The sequence below is a fragment of the Clavibacter sepedonicus genome (assembly GCF_000069225.1).
Lineage (GTDB): Bacteria > Actinomycetota > Actinomycetes > Actinomycetales > Microbacteriaceae > Clavibacter > Clavibacter sepedonicus.
On record NC_010407.1, the window covers coordinates 1,279,501 to 1,297,172 of the forward strand.

Below are 17,672 nucleotides of genomic sequence, written 5' to 3' on the forward strand. Positions count from 1 at the left end.
GCGCGGGACCCTCCCTCGTCCGGGCGCCCGACCCGGATCCGACCATCGCCCGGCCGCGCCGGGTGCAGACCATAGGAGGTGCGCCGTGGATGTGATCCTCGACAATCTCGACGTGTTCCTGCGGGGGTTCGGCGGCACGCTGCGCCTCCTCCTCACCACGGTGCTGTTCGCGCTCCCGCTGGGGGTCGTGATCGCCGCGATGAGGATCTCGCCCGTCGCGAGCCTCCGCGCCACCTCCACGATCTACGTCGAGCTGCTGCGGAACACCCCGCTGCTGCTCGTCTTCACCTTCTTCAGCGTCGTGATCACCTCGATCTCGGGCGCGCTGCCGTTCATGACGGCCGCGGTGCTCGCGCTCACGCTCTACACGGCGCCGTTCTTCGCCGAGGCGATCCGCTCGGGCATCAACAGCGTGCCCGTCGGCCAGGCCGAGGCCGCGCGCAGCATCGGGCTGACGTTCTCGCAGACGCTCGGGTCGGTGATCCTGCCGCAGGCCGTCCGCACCGTCATCCCGCCGCTGATCAACGTCGTCATCGCCCTCACCAAGAACACGTCGATCGCGGGCGCCTACTTCATCTACGAGCTGTTCAACGTGGGCCGCGACGTCGCGAACGCGAACGGGGACGCGGTCGTCTGGGTGTTCGTGGGCGTCGCGTTCTTCTACCTCATCATCACGGTCCCGCTCGGTCAGCTGGCGGACCACCTCGAGAAGCGAGTGGCGGTCTCCCGATGAGCCAGGTCCTCTACGACGTGCCCGGCCCGAGGGCCCGCCGTCGCTCCCGCGTCCTCTCCGTCGTCACGGGTGCCATCGTCGTGGCCGTGCTCGCCTTCGCCGCCGTGAAGCTGCAGCAGGCCGGGCAGTTCAGCCCCGACATCTGGCTCGTGCTCAACGACCCGCTCGTCTGGCAGCTCCTCCTGCGCGGCCTCGTCGTGGTGCTGCAGTCGGCCGCGGTGGCCGCCGTCCTCGCGATCCTCCTCGGCATGGTGCTCGCGCTCCTGCGCATGAGCGAGCACCGCGTGATCCGCTACGCCGTCACCGTCGTGCTCGAGTTCTTCCGCGGCATGCCCGTGCTGCTGATGATGCTGTTCATCTACCTGATCTTCCCGATCGGGCCGTACTGGTCGGTCGTCACGGCGCTCACGCTCTACAACGGCGCGATCATCGGCGAGGCCCTCCGTTCCGGCATCCTCGGCCTGCCGCGCGGACAGCGCGAGGCGGGGCTGGCGATCGGGCTCCGGCCGCTGCAGAACCGGCTGCTGGTGGAGTTCCCGCAGGCGTTCCGGACGATGCTGCCGATCATCGTCGCCCAGCTCGTGGTGCTCATCAAGGACACCGCGCTCGGCACCATCGTCAGCCTCGTCGGACTCACCAAGCAGGGCGAGCTGATCCTCGAGGCCACGAGCCGGGCCAACTCGCTGCCGATCTTCGTGGTCATGGTGGGCATGTACCTGGTGCTCAACCTCTCGGTGTCGACCATCGCGCGGCGGCTCGCCAGGAAGCGCGGACCGCGCGTCGCGAAGACCGTCGCGGCCGGGACCTCGCAGGGCGCGTAGCCGCGTCGCGTAGCCGCGTCGCGAGGCCGGTCGCGGGCGGGGAGCGCGACCCCCGCTCGGTAGACTCGGGCCTCATGTCCGAATCCCAGATCTCCGAGGAGACCGTCGGCGCCGCCGTGGAGCAGGCGATGGCCGCGCTCGCCGCGACCACCGACTCCGCGTCGCTCGCCCAGGCGCGCTCCGCCCACATCGGCGAGGCGTCGCCGCTCGCCCGGCTGAACGGATCGCTCCGCTCGCTGCCGCCCGAACAGCGCAAGGACGCGGGCAAGCTCGTCGGCCAGTCGCGCGCCCGCGTGACGCAGGCGTTCCAGGCCCGCGAGGCGGAGATCCAGGAGCAGGAGGCCGCCGAGAGGCTCGTCGCCGAGGCCGTCGACGTCACCGCGCTGCCGAGCCGCTGGCGCGCCGGCGCCCGCCACCCGCTCACCATGCTCGAGGAGCGCATCGCCGACATCTTCGTCGGCATGGGCTGGCAGGTGAACGAGGGCCCCGAGCTCGAGAGCGAGTGGTTCAACTTCGACGCGCTCAACTTCCCGCCGGATCACCCGGCGCGCGCCATGCAGGACTCCTTCTACGTGGATCCGACCGACGCGCACCTGGTGCTCCGCACGCACACCTCGCCCGTGCAGATCCGCACGCTGCTCGCCGACGAGCTGCCCGTCTACACGATCGCCCAGGGCCGCACCTTCCGCAGCGACGAGCTCGACGCGACGCACACGCCCGCGTTCCGCCAGATCGAGGGCATCGCGATCGACCGCGGCCTCACCATGGCGCACCTGCGCGGCACGCTCGAGCACTTCGCGCGCTCGATGTTCGGACGCGAAGCGCGCGTCCGCCTGCGCCCCAACTACTTCCCCTTCACCGAGCCGAGCGCCGAGATGGACGTCTGGCACCCGGCCGCCGCGGGCGGACCCCGCTGGATCGAGTGGGGCGGCTGCGGGATGGTGAACCCGAACGTGCTGCGCTCCGCGGGGATCGACCCGGACGAGTACCAGGGCTTCGCGTTCGGCATGGGCACCGAGCGCACCCTCATGTTCCGCAACGACCTCTCCGACATGCGCGACATCGTCGAGGGCGACATCCGATTCGGCGCGCAGTTCGGGATGGTGGTGTAGTCGTGAGGATCCCGATCAGCTGGCTCGGCGAGCACGTCGAGCTCCCCGCGGGGGTCACCCCCGAGGACGTCCACGCGTCGCTCGTGAAGGTGGGTCTGGAAGAAGAGGACGTGCACGCGTTCTCGATCTCCGGCCCCGTCGTCGTCGGGCAGGTGCTCGAGGCGAGCCCCGAGCCCCAGACCAACGGCAAGACCATCAACTGGTGCTCCGTCCGCGTCGCGCCCGAGGGCGCCACGGCCGCCGACGGCGGCGAGGACGTGCGCGGCATCGTCTGCGGCGCGCACAACTTCGTCGTCGGCGACAAGGTCGTGGTGAGCCTGCCCGGTGCGGTGCTGCCCGGCCCGTTCCCCATCAGCGCGCGGAAGACCTACGGCCACGTGTCCGACGGCATGATCGCGTCGTCGCGGGAGCTGGGTCTCGGGGAGGAGCACGACGGGATCCTCGTCCTCTCCACGCTCGGGCTCGACCCCGAGGTCGGCACGGACGCGCTCGCGCTCCTGCACCTCGACGACCAGGCGGTCGAGGTCAACGTCACGCCCGACCGCGGCTACGCGTTCTCGATCCGCGGCATCGCCCGGGAGTACGCGCACGCCACGGGCGCCGCGTTCACCGACCCCGCCGACGCGCTCGCGCTGCTCGCGGCCGACGCACCGGTCCAGGGGGTCGAGGTGCGCGTCGACGACGCCGCCCCGATCCGCGGCCGCGTCGGCGCCGACGTGTTCGTCACGCGCGTGGTCTCCGGCCTCGACCTCTCCCGGCCCACCCCGCCGTGGATGGTCTCGCGGCTCACGCTCGCGGGCGTCCGGTCGATCTCCCTGGCCGTCGACATCACGAACTACGTCATGCTCGAGCTCGGCCAGCCGCTGCACGCCTACGACCTCGATCGGCTGCAGGGCGGCATCGTCGTCCGCCGCGCCGCTGAGGGCGAGACGCTCGTCACGCTCGACGGACGCGAGCGCGCGCTGCACGTCGAGGACCTCGTCATCGCCGACGGCTCGGGACCGGTGGGGCTCGCGGGCGTCATGGGCGGCGCGGCCACCGAGATCGGCGCGGGCACGAGCCGCGTGCTGATCGAGGCGGCGGGCTTCGACCCGGTCTCCATCGCGCGCACCGCTCGCCGGCACAAGCTGCCGAGCGAGGCGTCCAAGCGCTTCGAGCGGGGCGTGGATCCCCGCATCGCCCCCGCCGCCGCCGCACGCGCGGTGCAGCTCCTCGAGGAGCTGGCCGGCGGCCACGCGGAGGGCCTCGGCTCGATCCTCGACACGACCGCCCCGCGCGAGGCCGTCGAGCTGTCGCTGGCGTACCCGGCGTCGCTCGTCGGCGTCGACTACACCGCGGACGAGGTGCGCCACGCGCTCGTCGACGTTGGCTGCGCGCTCGAGGAGCGCGACGGTGTGCTCGTCGTCACGCCGCCGACGTGGCGTCCGGACCTGCGCCACCGCGCCGACCTCGTGGAGGAGGTCGCGCGCATCGTCGGCTACGACCGGATCCCCGCCGTGCTGCCCGTCGCACCCCCCGGCCGCGGGCTCACCGCCGCGCAGCGCCTCCGTCGTCAGGCCTCGATCGCGCTTGCCGCGGGCGGGCTCACCGAGGTGATGGGCTCGCCGTTCGCGTCCGAGGCGCAGAACGCGCGCTTCGGCGCGGCCGATCGCGACGACGCCCCTGCGGTGCGCCTCGCGAACCCGCTCGACGTCGCGTTCCCGTTCCTCCGCCGCTCGCTGCTGCCGGGGCTCGTCGACATCGCGCGGCGGAACCTCTCGCGCGGATCCACCGACCTCGCGATCTTCGAGACCGGCACCGTCTTCCTGCCCCGCGCCGGCGTCGCCTACGGCTCTCCCGAGATGCCGCCGGGTGCCGCGCGCCCCGACGCGGACGCGCTGCGGGCGCTCGACGCGGGCATCCCGCCGCAGCCGCGCCACGTCGGCGTGCTGATCCTCGGCGACGCCGTCCCGAAGCAGCCGGGCACCCCCGCGCAGCGCGCGGGCCTCGTCGACGCGCTCGACGCGGTGCGGCAGCTCGCGCACGCGGTGGGCGTGGAGATCCGCTTCGAGCAGGGCGCCCACATCGCCCTGCACCCGGGTCGCACGGCCGCGGTCGAGGCCGTGACCGCCGACGGCCCCGTCATCGTGGGATTCGCGGGCGAGCTCCTGCCCGCGCTCGCCGCCGAGCTCGACCTGCCCGAGCGCGTGGCGCTGGCCGAGGTCGACCTCGACCGGCTCGTCGAGCTCGCGGGCGGCGCCGTCGAGGTGCGCACGCTCACCTCGATGCCCGTCGCCACGCAGGACCTCAGCCTCGTGGTGCCGCTCGACGTCCCGGCCGGGGAGCTGCTCCGCACGGTGGTCGAGGGCGCGGGCGAGCTCCTCGAGACCGCCCGGCTCGTCGACGACTACCGCGGCCCCGGAGTCGCGGACGGCACCCGCTCGCTCACGCTCGCGCTCCGCTTCCGCGCGCCCGACCGCACGCTGACCGCGGCGGAGGCGAGCGCGGCCCGCGACGGATCCGTGCGGCTCGCCGCCGAGCGCTTCGGCGCGGCGCTGCGCGAGTAGCCCGGCGCGCACCTGGCGCGACGCGCGGGCGGGCCCCTCCCGGGAGGGGCCGCCCGCGCTGTCGTCCGGCCTGCCGCCCGGCGGGGCCCCTCCGGCACCGGCACTAGATTTGAGGCATGTCATTCTCAGTCGCCGTCGCGGGCGCCAGCGGCTATGCCGGCGGGGAGCTCCTCCGCCTGCTCGCCGACCACCCGCGCCTCGAGGTCCAGACGCTCACCGCATTCCAGAACGCGGGCGAGCGTCTGCGTGAGGTGCACCCGCACCTCACCTCGTACGCCGACCGCACCTTCGTCGAGACGACGGCCGAGCAGCTGGCCGGCCACGACGTGGTCTTCCTCGCGCTGCCGCACGGCAAGTCGGGCGCCATCACGGCCGAGCTCGACGACCAGACGCTCGTGGTCGACTGCGGCGCCGACCACCGGCTCGTCGACGAGGCCGCGTGGGACGCGTTCTACGGCGGCGACTTCGCGGGCGCCTGGCCGTACGGCCTGCCCGAGCTGCTGCACGCGGAGGAGGGTGGCACCCAGCGCACGCGCCTGTCGGGCGTGAAGCGGATCGCCGTCCCCGGCTGCAACGTCACCGCCATCACGCTCGGGCTCCAGCCCGGGATCCGCGCGGGGGTCATCGAGCCGGAGGACGTGGTCGCCGTGCTCGCCGTCGGCCCGTCCGGCGCCGGACGGTCCCTCCGCACCAACCTGCTGGCGAGCGAGATCCTCGGATCCGCCAGCGCCTACGCGGTCGGGGGCACCCACCGCCACACGCCGGAGATCCGGCAGAACCTCGAGACGGCGGGCGGCGGGCACGTGAGCGTCTCGTTCACGCCCGTACTCGTGCCGATGGCCCGGGGGATCCTCGCCACGGCCACCGCGCGCCTCGCCCCCGGCTTCTCCGCGCACGACGTCCGTGCGGCGTGGGAGCTCGCCTACGCCGACGAGCCCTTCGTGCACCTCCTGCCGGAGGGGACGTTCCCGAACGTGTCCGACGTCACGGGATCCAACACCGCGCTCGTGGGCCTCGCCATCGACGAGGCCGCCGGGCGCGTCGTCACGGTCACGGCCATCGACAACCTGGTCAAGGGCACGGCGGGCGCGGCGATCCAGTCGGCCAACATCGCGCTCGGGCTGCCCGAGGCCATGGGCCTCCCGGTGAACGGGGTGGCCCCGTGAGCGTCACCGCCGCGCGCGGCTTCGTCGCCGGAGGCGTCGCCGCCGGCCTCAAGTCCACGGGCGCGCTCGACGTCGCCCTCGTCCGCAACACCGGGCCGTCGCAGGCCGCCGCGGCGGTCTTCACCAGCAACCGCTGCCAGGCGAACCCCATCCTCTGGTCGCGCCAGGTCATCGGCGACGGCCGGGTGAGCGCCGTCGTCCTCAACTCGGGCGGCGCCAACTGCTACACGGGATCCCGCGGGTTCCAGGTCACGCACGCCACCGCCGAGGCGGTCGGCCGCGCGCTCGACGTCTCCAGCGGCGACGTGCTCGTCTGCAGCACCGGCCTCATCGGCGAGCAGCTCCCGCTCGAGAAGCTCGAGGACGGGGTCGCCCGCGTGGCCGTCGCGCTCGCCGAGGACGGCGGGGACGACGCGGCACGCGCCATCATGACCACCGACACGAAGCCCAAGCAGTCCGTCCGCGCGTCCGACGCCGGCTGGACGGTCGGCGGCATGGCCAAGGGCGCGGGCATGCTCGCGCCGGGCCTCGCCACCATGCTCGTGGTCATCACCACCGACGCCGACCTCGACAGCGCCGCGCTCGACGCGGCCCTCCGCGAGTCCACGCGCGTCACCTTCGACCGCCTCGACTCCGACGGCTGCATGTCGACCAACGACCAGGTCACGCTCCTGGCGTCGGCCGCATCGGGCGTCGTGCCCGACGCCGACGCGTTCCAGGCCGCGCTCACCGCGGTGTGCGCCGACCTCGCCGAGCAGCTCCAGGCCGACGCCGAGGGCGCCGCGCACGACATCGCCATCGAGGTCGTGCACGCCGCATCCGACGCCGACGCCGTCGAGGTGGGACGGGCGGTCGCCCGCAGCAACCTCTTCAAGGCCGCCGTCTTCGGCAACGACCCCAACTGGGGTCGCGTGCTCGCGGCCGTCGGCACCACGGGCGCAGCCTTCGACCCCTACGGCATCGACGTCGCCATCAACGGCGTCGAGGTGTGCCGCGCCGGCGAGCCGCACGAGAGCCGCGACCTGGTGGACCTCCACCCGCGCGCCGTGCACGTCCTCATCGACCTGCACGCGGGCGACGCGACCGCGACGATCCTCACCAACGACCTCACGCACGACTACGTGCACGAGAACAGCGCGTACGCCAGCTGATGGGCGACGCAGACGGGACGGACGTGACCGCCATCGCGCAGCAGGCCGCCGACCGCGACCAGGCGCAGGCGGAGTCGAAGGCCGCGATCCTCATCGAGTCGCTCTCGTGGCTCCAGCGCTTCCACGACCGCATCGTGGTCGTGAAGTTCGGCGGCAACGCCATGGTCGACGAGGAGCTCACGCGCACCTTCGCCGAGGACGTCGTGTACCTCCGCTACGCCGGCCTCCGACCGGTCGTCGTGCACGGCGGCGGCCCGCAGATCAGCGCGATGCTCACGCGCCTCGGCATCGATAGCGAGTTCCGCGGGGGATACCGCGTCACCACGCCCGAGGTCCTCGAGGTCGTGCGCATGGTGCTCACCGGGCAGGTCAGCCGCGACGTCGTGCGCGGCATCAACGCGCACGGGCCCCTCGCGGCCGCCGTCTCGGGCGAGGACGCCGGGCTCTTCACCGGCCGCCGCCGCGGTGCCGTGGTCGACGGCGTCGAGGTCGACCTCGGCCTCGTCGGCGACGTCGTGTCGGTGGATCCCACGGCCGTGCTCGCGCAGCTCGACGCCGGCCGCATCCCGGTGGTCTCCTCCATCGCGCCGGACGAGTCCGATCCCGCCGTGTCGCTCAACGTCAACGCGGACGCCGCGGCTGCCGCGCTCGCCGTGGCCCTCGGCGCCGAGAAGCTCGTGATCCTCACCGACGTCGCCGGCCTGTACCGCGACTGGCCCGACCGCGGATCGCTCGTCTCCGACATCCGCGCCGACGAGCTCCGCGCCCTGCTGCCGTCGCTCGAGTCGGGCATGATCCCCAAGATGGCGGCGTGCCTCGAGGCCGTCGACGGGGGAGTGCCCAAAGCCGCGATCATCGACGGCCGCATCCCGCACTCGATGCTCCTCGAGATCTTCACCACGAACGGAATCGGAACGGAGGTCGTGCCCGCATGACCACGACCCAGCCAGAGCGCCGCACCACCCAGACCGAGAGCGAGTGGTCCGACCGCTTCCAGGCCGCGATGATGCGCTCATCGCCGCCGCCGCTCGCCATGCTCGTCCGCGGCGAGGGCTGCCGCGTGTGGGACTCGACCGGCCGCGAGTACCTCGACTTCCTCGCGGGCATCGCCGTCAACTCCCTCGGGCACGCGCACCCGGCGCTCATCCGGGCGGTCACCGAGCAGGTGTCCACGCTCGCGCACGTGTCCAACTACTTCGCGACGCCGCCGCAGATCGCGCTCGCCGAGCGCCTCCGCCGCATCACGGGCGCCGGCGACACCGGCCGCGTCTACTTCGGCAACTCCGGCGCCGAGGCGAACGAGGCGGCCTTCAAGCTCGCCCGCCGCAACGGATCCGACAGGCGCACGCGCGTCATCACGCTGCAGGGCTCCTTCCACGGCCGCACGATGGGCGCGCTCGCGCTCACCGGGCAGCCCGCGCTGCAGACGCCGTTCCTCCCGCTCCCCGGCGGCGTCGAGCACATCGCGCCGACCCTCGAGGCGCTCGAGGCGGCGATCGACGACACCGTCCAGGCGCTCATCCTCGAGCCGATCCAGGGCGAGGCCGGCGTCGTCGACCTGCCCGCCGGGTTCCTCCGCCGCGCCCGCGAGCTCACGCGGCAGCACGGCGCGCTGCTCATCCTCGACGAGATCCAGACGGGCGTCGGCCGCACGGGCCGCTGGTTCGCCTACGAGCACGAGGGCGTGCGGCCGGATGCGGTCACCATCGCCAAGGGCATCGCGGGCGGCGTGCCGATCGGCGCGCTCGTGGCCTTCGACGCCGCGGCCGACCTCCTGCAGAAGGGCCAGCACGGATCCACGTTCGGCGGCAACCCGCTCGCGACGGCGGCCGGGAACGCCGTGCTCACGGAGATCGAGGACGCCGGGCTCGTGGAGAACGCGCGTGTGCGCGGCGAGGAGATCCGCGCGTCCATCACCGGCCTCGACTCCCCGCTCGTCGCCGAGGTCCGCGGGCGCGGCCTCCTCATCGGCGTGGGCCTCCACCACGAGGACGGCGGACGCATCGCGGCCGCCGCGCTCGGCGAGGGGCTCATCATCAACGCGCCGAACGCCCGCAGCCTCCGCATCGCGCCGCCGCTCATCGTGGGTGACGCCGAGGTGCGCGACTTCCGCGGGCGGTTCGCGCGGGCGCTGGCGCACCTGCGCTGACCCGGGCGGGGAGCCGGCCGATGCGACCGCGCGCGCTCCCCGCCGACCCGTCGGCGCACCCCCGCGCGGGGGTGCCCGCGGACGGATCCGCCCCCGCACGTCCCCTAGGCTTGAGCGATCCCGAGTCCCCCGAGAGCGAGCGATGCGATGACCCGCCACTTCCTGCGCGACGACGACCTGAGCCCGGCCGAGCAGGCCGAGGTGCTCGATCTGGCGGTGCAGCTGAAGCGCGAGCGCTGGTCCGAGCGCCCCCTCGCGGGTCCGCAGACCGTCGCCGTCATCTTCGACAAGTCCTCCACCCGCACGCGCGTCTCGTTCGCCGTCGGCATCGCGGACCTCGGCGGCGTCCCGCTCGTCATCAGCACCGCCAACAGCCAGCTCGGCGGCAAGGAGACCGCGAGTGACACCGCGCGCGTGCTCGAGCGCCAGGTCGCGGCCATCGTGTGGCGCACGTACGCGCAGTCGGGCCTCGAGGAGATGGCCGCGGGAACCACGGTCCCCGTCGTCAACGCCCTCTCGGACGACTTCCACCCGTGCCAGATCCTCGCCGACCTGCTCACCATCCGCGAGCACCGCGGCGACCTCGCCGGCCAGACCCTCGTCTTCCTCGGCGACGGAGCGAGCAACATGGCGCACTCCTACCTCCTCGGCGGCGTCACGGCCGGCATGCACGTGCGCATCGCCGCCCCCGCGGGCTACGTGCCCGCCGCGGTCGTCGTGGCCGACGCCGAGCGCATCGCCGCGACCACCGGCGGCTCGGTCCGGATCCTCGCCGACCCCGTCGAGGCCGTCACCGGCGCCGACGTCGTCATCACCGACACCTGGGTGTCGATGGGCCGCGAGGAGGAGAAGGCCCAGCGCCTGGCCGAGCTCGGCGCCTACCAGGTCACGACCGAGCTCATGGCGCACGCGGTTGACGACGCCATCTTCCTGCACTGCCTTCCCGCCGACCGCGAGTACGAGGTGGCCGCCGAGGTCATCGACGGCCCGCAGTCGGTGGTCTGGGACGAGGCGGAGAACCGCCTGCACGCCCAGAAGGCGCTGCTCGTCTGGCTCCTGCGCCAGTCCTGACGCAGCCCGCACACCCCGAGACACCTCAGCAACGAAACGGAGAACGGCATGGCCGAACGCGTGGTACTGGCATATTCCGGCGGACTCGACACCTCGGTCGGCATCGGCTGGCTCAAGGACGCGACGGGCAAGGAGGTCGTGGCCCTCGCCGTCGACGTCGGCCAGGGCGGCGAGGACATGGAGGTCATCCGGCAGCGCGCGCTCGACTGCGGCGCGGTCGAGGCCGTCGTGGTGGATGCGAAGGACGAGTTCGCGGACGACTACATCGTCCCCGCGCTCAAGGCCAACGCCCTCTACCAGAAGCGCTACCCGCTGGTCTCGGGCCTCAGCCGCCCGCTGATCGCGAAGCACCTCGCGCGCGTCGCCCACGAGCTCGGCGCGAACAGCGTCGCGCACGGCTGCACCGGCAAGGGCAACGACCAGGTGCGCTTCGAGGCCGCCGTCGCCGCGCTCGCACCCGACCTCACCTCCATCGCGCCCGTCCGCGACCTCGCGCTCACGCGCGACAAGGCCATCGTCTACGCCAACGAGCACGACCTGCCCATCGAGCAGAGCAAGAAGAGCCCGTACTCGATCGACAAGAACGTGTGGGGCCGCGCGGTCGAGACCGGCTTCCTGGAGGACCCGTGGAACGGGCCGATCGAGGACCTCTACGAGTACACGCAGGACCCCGACGTGCTGCGCGAGGCCACGGAGGTCACCATCACGTTCGAGGCGGGCGTCCCCGTCGCCATCGACGGCATCCGCTACTCGCCGCTCCGCATCGTCCAGGAGCTGAACGCCGCCGCCGGCGCGCACGGCATCGGCCGCATCGACGTCGTCGAGGACCGCCTCGTCGGCATCAAGAGCCGCGAGGTCTACGAGGCCCCCGCCGCGATGACCCTCATCGAGGCGCACGAGGAGCTCGAGGCCCTCACCATCGAGCGCGACCTCGGCCGCTACAAGCGCGGCGTCGAGAAGGACTGGGCGAACCTCGTCTACGACGGACTCTGGTTCTCCGGCCTCAAGCGCTCGCTCGACGCGTTCATCGAGGACTCGCAGCGGCACGTCTCCGGCGACATCCGCATGACGCTGCGTGGAGGACGCGCGGTCGTCACCGGCCGCCGCAGCGAGACGAGCCTCTACGACTTCGACCTCGCGACCTACGACACCGGCGACACGTTCGACCAGTCCCTGTCCAAGGGCTTCATCGAGCTGTGGTCGCTGCCGAGCAAGATCTCGGCGCGCCGCGACCTCGCCGTGGAGCAGGCCGCGCTCGCGGCCGACGACGCGACGCCCGCGGCCGCGCCCGCCGCGGAGTAGCCAAATGACCGAGAGCACGGATCCGTCCTCCCGGGCCGGCGAGGCGGGCGCCCTCTGGGGCGGCCGCTTCGCCGGCGGCCCGTCGCCGGAGCTCGTGGCGCTCAGCCGCTCGACGCACTTCGACTGGCAGCTGGCGCCGTACGACATCGCCGGATCCCGGGCGCACGCCCGTGCTCTCGCGGCGGCCGGCTACCTGTCGGACGCCGAGCGACAGGCCATGCTGCAGGCCCTCGACACCCTGGAGGACCGCGTGCGCTCGGGCGCGCTCGTCGCGTCCGAGGCCGACGAGGACGTGCACGGCGCCCTCGAGCGCGGCCTCATGGATATCGCGGGTCCGGATCTCGGCGGCAAGCTCCGCGCGGGCCGCAGCCGCAACGACCAGATCGCGACGCTGGTGCGCATGTACCTGCGCGACCACGCCGCCGTCATCCACGCGATGCTCGTGCAGCTCGTCGACGCGCTGGCCGCGCAGGCCGAGGCGGCGGGCGGCGCGATCATGCCGGGTCGCACGCACCTGCAGCACGCGCAGCCCGTGCTCCTCGCGCACCACCTGCTCGCGCACTGCTGGCCGCTGGTCCGCGACCTCGAGCGCCTCGCCGACTGGGACGCGCGTGCGGACGTCTCACCGTACGGATCCGGCGCGCTCGCGGGCTCGACCCTCGGCCTCGACGCGAGTGCGGTCGCCCGCGACCTCGGCTTCGCGCGCAGCTCCGAGAACTCTATCGACGGCACGGCGGCGCGCGATGTCGTGGCCGAGTTCGCCTTCGTGCTCGCCCAGGTCGGCATCGACCTGTCGCGGCTGAGCGAGGAGATCATCCTCTGGAACACGCGCGAGTTCGGGTTCGTCACGCTGAGCGACTCCTTTTCGACCGGGTCGTCGATCATGCCGCAGAAGAAGAACCCGGACATCGCGGAGCTCGCGCGCGGCAAGTCGGGCCGGCTCATCGGCAACCTGTCAGGCCTGCTCGCGACCCTCAAAGGCCTGCCGCTGGCGTACAACCGCGATCTGCAGGAGGACAAGGAGCCCGTCTTCGACTCGGTGCAGACCCTCGAGGTGCTGCTCCCAGCGTTCACCGGGATGATCGCGACCCTCCGCTTCGACGTCGATCGCATGGCCGAGCTCGCGCCGCAGGGCTTCTCGCTCGCGACCGACGTAGCCGAGTGGCTGGTCAAGCACCGCGTGGCCTTCCGCGACGCGCACGAGATCACGGGGGAGCTCGTGAAGCTCGCGGAGTCCCGAGGCGTGGGCCTGGAGGACCTCTCCGACGACGACCTCCGCGCCGTGTCGCCGCACCTGGTGCCCGAGGTCCGCGAGGTGCTGAGCATCGACGGATCCGTGGCGAGCCGCGACGGCGTCGGCGGCACCGCCCGCGTCCGGGTCGACGAGCAGCGCGCCGAGTTGGTGCGCCGCGTGGCCGAGCTGCGGGCGCGGGCCGATGCCGCGGCCGAGCGCCGGGCGGCCGCGTCCGCGGCGGCGTCGGCGTGACGCTCTCGAACGGCCGCCGTCCCGAGCGGCCCGAGCCCCGGCATCGCTGGCTCCTGCCGCTCGTGATCGGCGTGGCCGTCGCCGTGCTGGTCTTCGTGGTGGTCGTCGCGAGCCTCAACGGCGAGCTGATCTGATCCCCGCGTGATCGACGCGGCGTTCTTCGCGCGCGACGCCGTCGAGGTGGCGCCCGCCCTCCTCGGCGCGATCCTGTCGCGGGACTCCGAGGAGGGCAGGGTCGCCGTCCGCCTCACCGAGGTGGAGGCGTATCGCGGGGTCGGCGAGGATCCCGGGTCGCACGCCTTCCGAGGGAAGCGGGCGCGCAACGCGACGATGTTCGGCCCGCCCGCGCATCTCTACGCGTACTTCACGTACGGCATGCACACGTGCGCGAACATCGTCTGCGGCCCCGAGGGCACGAGCGCCGGCGTGCTGCTGCGTGCCGGCGAGATCGTGGAGGGCGCGGATCTCGCCCGGTCCCGGCGCGGCGCGGCCGTCCGCGACCGCGATCTCGCCCGGGGACCGGCGCGGCTGGCCGTCGCCCTCGGGATCCCGCTCGCCGACGACGGCGCCGCGCTCGACGCGCCGCCGTACCGGCTGGTGCTCCCGGACGAGCCGCTCGCCCTGCCGGCCGCGGGTCCGCGCGCGGGCGTCTCGGGTCCGGGCGGCTCCGGTGAGCTCTTCCCCTGGCGCTTCTGGGTGCCGGGCGATCCGACCGTCTCGCCGTATCGCGCGCACGTCCCGCGCGTCCGCCGCTGAGCGATCAGGGCTGTCCTCTTACCGGACGACGAGGACGACCGCCGCGCACGTCGCGGCCCACAGCCAGCTCACGAGCGTCCCGATGATGAAGCGCTCGCGCGCCTCCGCCGCCTCGCCCAGCTCGCTGAAGCGGCCGACGCCCTTGATGGCGATGACCACCGCGAGCGCCTCGGGGTACCCGGCGAGGATGACGGCCACGACGGCCAGCCGCTCGAGCATGCCGATCGTCGCGCCGCCCCGCAGGACCTCGCGGGTCGGCCGTCGCAGCGCCGACGGGTCGTCCTCGTGCCCGCGCGGCGCCACCAGGATCCCGCCGTACGCGCCGGGCGGCACCGAGCCCCGCGTCGCGAGGGCGAGGACGACGGTGGATGCGGATCCTCCGCCCAGCACCGCGAGCACGACCGCGACGAGTCCGAGGTACCCGACGACCAGCGGGGACGCGACGCCCCGGAGCGCGAGGCCCAGCACGACCGCCGCGGCGAGAGCGGCCGCGGCCCCGGCGACCAGGCCGGTGCGCGGTGCGCGCGCGGTGAGCAGCGCGAGCACGAGGGCCGCGGTGGCGAGCACGCAGAGGATTACCCAGGCCGCGACCTCCGCGGGGGTGCCGGCGGGGATCACGAGCGGCCACCTTCCCGGGCCGCGCGCGGTGCGTGCGAGGCACCTGCATCCAGGTGCGCCAGCAGCGCCTCGAGCCCGGGGATCGCGGCGCGCTCCGCGCGCCATCCGCTCGTGCGCAGACGCGTGCTCACGGCCTGCGGCGTGACCCCGAGCTCGGCGGCCACCTCCCGTTGCGTCCCGCCGCCCGCCATGCGGTCGACGACGTCCCAGCCCTGCGGGGTGCGCCGGTCGCGTGCGAGCAGCAGCAGGGTGATGAGCGCCTCCACCTCCGCGGCACCGGGCAGCTCCGGTGCGTCACCGTCGCCGGAACGCGCGATCGGCGGATCGACCGCGAGCGCGAACCGCGTCGCGCTGCGCTTGGCCGCGGTGACCGCGTCCCGGGCGGCGATGAACGCGGGCCCCGTGGCCTCGCGCGTCGCCCGGGGGAGCGGGATCCGCACCGTGCCGATCCCGAGGCCGACGCTCCAGTGCCCCGCGCGCGTGAGCATCAGCACCATGTCGAGCGCGGTGGCGGCGTCGGCGACGAGCGCCTGCACCTCGTCGCCGGACGTGCGGTCGACCGGGAGCACCAGGCGTCCCTCGTAGCGGGCCGCGAGGTCGTCCCGTCCCGTCCCGGCGCGATCGATGTCGTGCCGGCTCGCCTTCTGGTCGGCCGTGATGACGAACATGCGCCCTCCTCAAGTCCCCGACATTGATGATGGCACATCAATGCCACGCACTTGTCTCTTCGCCATCAATCCCGGGCCGTTGACGCGCCGTCCTCCCGACGGACCCGAGCCTGCCGCCCACCACCGACACCCGGCACGCCGCCGGATCGCATCGCGACGCGGCTCCCGAGCGAGCCCGACGGGACGCCGCCTCACCGCCGTGCCCCACCGGCTCGGGGATGCCGCGCTGGTACCGTGACCGGGTGACGAACGCCGATCCCGACCGCCTCTCCTCCCAGCGCAACGACCCGTCCTTCGAGGACGTGTGGGAGGAGATCGTCTGGCGCGGGTACGTGCACGTCTCCACCGACCAGGACGCGCTGAAGGAGCTGCTGTCCGGTCCGCCGATCACGTACTACTGCGGCTTCGACCCCACCGCGCCGAGCCTGCACCTCGGCAACCTCGTGCAGCTCGTGCTGATGCGTCGCCTCCAGCTGGCGGGCCACCGACCGCTCGGCCTCGTGGGCGGGTCGACCGGCCTGATCGGCGACCCTCGGCCCACGGCGGAGCGGACCCTCAACACCCCGGAGGTCGTGGCGGAGTGGGTGGGCCGTCTGCAGGCGCAGGTGTCCGCCTTCCTCAGCCCCGAGGGCGACAACGCCGTCCGCATCGTGAACAACCTCGACTGGACGGCGCCGCTCAGCGCCATCGACTTCCTCCGCGAGGTGGGCAAGCACTTCCGTGTGGGCACCATGCTCAAGAAGGACGCGGTGAGCGCCCGCCTCAACTCGGACGAGGGCATCAGCTACACGGAGTTCAGCTACCAGATCCTGCAGGGCCTCGACTTCCGGGAGCTGCACCGCGCATACGGGTGCGTGCTCCAGACCGGCGGCAGCGACCAGTGGGGCAACCTCACCAGCGGCACCGACCTGATCCGGCGGAGCGAGCGGGCCACGGCGCACGCCATCGGCACGCCGCTGATCACCAACTCCGACGGCACCAAGTTCGGCAAGAGCGAGGGCAACGCCGTGTGGCTGGACCCGGAGCTTACGAGCCCGTACGCGTTCTACCAGTTCTGGCTCAACACCGATGACGGCGACGTGATCCACCGCCTGCGCGTCTTCACGTTCCTCGACCGGGCTCGCATCGAGGAGCTGGAGCGCGCCGTGGCGTCCGAGCCCTTCCGTCGCGAGGCCCAGCGGACGCTGGCGTGGGAGGTGACGTCACTGGTGCACGGGGTGGAGGCGACGGAGTCCGCGATCGCCGCGGCGCAGGCGCTGTTCGGCCAGGGCGAGCTCGCTGCATTGGACGAAGGCACGCTCGAGGCGGTCATCCGCGAGCTGCCGACCGCGGAGCTGGCTCCCGGCACCACGGTGATCCAGGCGCTCGTCGACACCGGGCTGGTCTCCAGCGCGGGGGAGGCTCGGCGCGCGATCACGCAGGGCGGGGTGTACGTGAACAACGCCGCGGTGACCGATGCGGCGGCCGTCGTGGACGAACTCCTGCACGGCCGATACGCGGTCCTGCGGCGCGGCAAGAAGACGCTCGCGGGGGTCACCGTCGGCTGAATCCGACTCCTACCAGCTATACACCACGACATCCCCGGCGACACGCCCGGGATGTCGTTGGTTTTGCGGGGGTGGGGTGGTCCGCGTAATGTCTCCTATTGTCGCCGGAACGGGCGGGGAGCTGAGAAGCTTCCGGAGCTGTTCTGGTGTTCTGGATCCTGGTGAAACAGAAGTTGCCGCGGCTTATGGGTTGCGTGTTTACCATCAACTGAGCTAGGGTCTGATTCCGCTTCCGACGTGAGTGCTGGGCCTGTGTGGTCTGGATCACTCCCACGGGGAGCGGTGGAGTGTGAGCTCCGATGGCTGGCTGTGATGGTCGGTGTCGGGAGCGTCCGTTCCTTGAGAACTCAACAGCGTGCACAATGTCAAATGCCAAATACCCGTTGCGGGTGTCCTTCGGATGCTCGTTTCCGATTCCTTTGGAATACATTTAAACAAACAAGCAAGTCAGTAATGATTTGTTCTGTCGGTTTCAAACTTGCTGGTTCGTGTTCGATTCCCGTTCACGTCTGGCTTTAGATGTGCCGGCTGCTTTCGGGTGGTCGT

At 72.7% G+C, this 17,672-nt stretch carries 16 protein-coding genes; 14 read left to right on the top strand and 2 right to left on the bottom strand.

Annotated elements, in window-relative coordinates:
- The first annotated feature begins 85 nt into the window (after positions 1 to 85).
- From CMS_RS06070 to CMS_RS06125, 13 genes are all read left to right on the top strand, one after another.
- A complete protein-coding gene (locus CMS_RS06070) occupies positions 86 to 733 on the top strand; it encodes an amino acid ABC transporter permease (RefSeq protein ID WP_012298621.1) in 648 nt (215 codons plus the stop codon).
- Positions 730 to 1,554 (top strand): amino acid ABC transporter permease, encoded by an 825-nt coding sequence (locus CMS_RS06075; RefSeq protein ID WP_012298622.1) that lies wholly within the window; start codon positions 730 to 732, stop codon positions 1,552 to 1,554. The genes CMS_RS06070 and CMS_RS06075 overlap by 4 nt, the downstream gene beginning before the upstream one ends.
- A gap of 74 nt (positions 1,555 to 1,628) precedes the next feature.
- Positions 1,629 to 2,666 carry a phenylalanine--tRNA ligase subunit alpha gene (gene pheS, locus CMS_RS06080; protein WP_012298623.1) on the top strand — a complete coding sequence of 346 codons (1,038 nt, stop codon included), beginning with the start codon at positions 1,629 to 1,631 and terminating at the stop codon, positions 2,664 to 2,666.
- A gap of 2 nt (positions 2,667 to 2,668) precedes the next feature.
- Positions 2,669 to 5,212 (top strand): phenylalanine--tRNA ligase subunit beta, encoded by a 2,544-nt coding sequence (gene pheT, locus CMS_RS06085; protein ID WP_012298624.1) that lies wholly within the window; start codon positions 2,669 to 2,671, stop codon positions 5,210 to 5,212.
- 116 nt (positions 5,213 to 5,328) lie between these two features.
- A complete protein-coding gene (gene argC, locus CMS_RS06090; RefSeq protein WP_012298625.1) occupies positions 5,329 to 6,378 on the top strand; it encodes an N-acetyl-gamma-glutamyl-phosphate reductase in 1,050 nt (349 codons plus the stop codon).
- Positions 6,375 to 7,529: a bifunctional glutamate N-acetyltransferase/amino-acid acetyltransferase ArgJ gene (gene argJ / locus CMS_RS06095; protein ID WP_012298626.1), complete on the top strand. Its 1,155-nt coding sequence runs from the start codon at positions 6,375 to 6,377 to the stop codon at positions 7,527 to 7,529. The genes argC and argJ overlap by 4 nt, the downstream gene beginning before the upstream one ends.
- Positions 7,530 to 7,552: 23 nt before the next feature.
- Positions 7,553 to 8,464 carry an acetylglutamate kinase gene (gene argB, locus CMS_RS06100; RefSeq protein ID WP_041464908.1) on the top strand — a complete coding sequence of 304 codons (912 nt, stop codon included), beginning with the start codon at positions 7,553 to 7,555 and terminating at the stop codon, positions 8,462 to 8,464.
- Positions 8,461 to 9,678 carry an acetylornithine transaminase gene (locus tag CMS_RS06105; protein WP_012298628.1) on the top strand — a complete coding sequence of 406 codons (1,218 nt, stop codon included), beginning with the start codon at positions 8,461 to 8,463 and terminating at the stop codon, positions 9,676 to 9,678. Before argB ends, CMS_RS06105 begins: the two co-directional genes overlap by 4 nt.
- 147 nt (positions 9,679 to 9,825) lie before the next feature.
- The gene (gene argF / locus CMS_RS06110; RefSeq protein WP_012298629.1) at positions 9,826 to 10,749 is read left to right on the top strand and encodes an ornithine carbamoyltransferase; all 924 of its coding nucleotides are present in this window, start codon (positions 9,826 to 9,828) and stop codon (positions 10,747 to 10,749) included.
- Positions 10,750 to 10,797: 48 nt separating this feature from the next.
- The gene (locus CMS_RS06115; protein WP_012298630.1) at positions 10,798 to 12,051 is read left to right on the top strand and encodes an argininosuccinate synthase; all 1,254 of its coding nucleotides are present in this window, start codon (positions 10,798 to 10,800) and stop codon (positions 12,049 to 12,051) included.
- A 4-nt stretch (positions 12,052 to 12,055) separates the two neighbouring features.
- A complete protein-coding gene (argH, locus tag CMS_RS06120) occupies positions 12,056 to 13,537 on the top strand; it encodes an argininosuccinate lyase (protein WP_012298631.1) in 1,482 nt (493 codons plus the stop codon).
- Positions 13,534 to 13,671 carry a hypothetical protein gene (locus CMS_RS17475; RefSeq protein WP_012038681.1) on the top strand — a complete coding sequence of 46 codons (138 nt, stop codon included), beginning with the start codon at positions 13,534 to 13,536 and terminating at the stop codon, positions 13,669 to 13,671. Before argH ends, CMS_RS17475 begins: the two co-directional genes overlap by 4 nt.
- A 7-nt stretch (positions 13,672 to 13,678) precedes the next feature.
- Positions 13,679 to 14,293, top strand: coding sequence for a DNA-3-methyladenine glycosylase (locus CMS_RS06125; protein ID WP_012298632.1), 615 nt, complete (start codon positions 13,679 to 13,681; stop codon positions 14,291 to 14,293).
- Positions 14,294 to 14,311: 18 nt separating this feature from the next.
- Here CMS_RS06125 and CMS_RS06130 read toward each other — a convergent pair whose 3' ends face one another.
- Positions 14,312 to 14,911: a hypothetical protein gene (locus CMS_RS06130; protein ID WP_012298633.1), complete on the bottom strand. Its 600-nt coding sequence runs from the start codon at positions 14,909 to 14,911 to the stop codon at positions 14,312 to 14,314.
- Positions 14,908 to 15,579, bottom strand: coding sequence for a hypothetical protein (locus CMS_RS06135; protein ID WP_012298634.1), 672 nt, complete (start codon positions 15,577 to 15,579; stop codon positions 14,908 to 14,910). The genes CMS_RS06130 and CMS_RS06135 overlap by 4 nt, the downstream gene beginning before the upstream one ends.
- A gap of 218 nt (positions 15,580 to 15,797) precedes the next feature.
- Between CMS_RS06135 and tyrS the strand changes: the two genes are divergently transcribed.
- Positions 15,798 to 17,126, top strand: coding sequence for a tyrosine--tRNA ligase (gene tyrS / locus CMS_RS06140; RefSeq protein WP_012298635.1), 1,329 nt, complete (start codon positions 15,798 to 15,800; stop codon positions 17,124 to 17,126).
- Positions 17,127 to 17,672: the final 546 nt, after the last annotated feature.